At 60.2% G+C, this 576-nt stretch carries 1 protein-coding gene; it reads right to left on the bottom strand.

The genetic code is table 11. The features are described 5' to 3' along the window. The coding region (locus J5224_RS34265; protein WP_264629297.1) for an FAD-dependent monooxygenase at positions 1–576 on the bottom strand (576 nt) is incomplete at both ends.

Raw genomic sequence — 576 nt, 5'->3', positions numbered from 1 at the left:
GTCATACCATGCCAACGCGCCCCACGATCCAAACAGCGGCAAAAATGCGCGCGGCCCCTGAGGCGTAAACTGCTGCCAGGTACAATCCTGCTGAGGCTGCTGGGTATCGACGGCAATCAACATGCACGATTGCCGATACTGCCATCCATTGATGCCAATGCCCGCCCACTGGCGCACACGCGAGTTGGCACCATCCGCACCGAGAACCAGAGGCGCGCTCAATGTCTCTCCGCTCTCCAGCGTAATCTGCCAGCACGCTGGCGTGCGAACCATGCTGCGTATCTGCGCGGGGCAACGGATATCACACCGCTGCTGTTCGGCCAGGCATTGCCACAGCGCCAGTTGCAGTACCCGATTCTCCACCATGAATCCCAATTCGGGCAGGTGCAAGTCGGCGGCGCTGAAAGCAACGCGCGCATCATCCCATTCCCAGGTTTCCAATCGGCGATAAGGCGCACAGCGCATCTGCTCAACGCCCGACCACGCCCCCAACGACTTTAACAGTGAAACAGAGGCATATCCCAGCGCCGAAACCCGAATATCCGGCGCACTGTCGTCCATAAAGGTAGCGGGGGC

The organism is Candidatus Symbiopectobacterium sp. NZEC135 (assembly GCF_025962695.1).
This window is presented reverse-complemented; position numbering and strand designations above follow the sequence as displayed.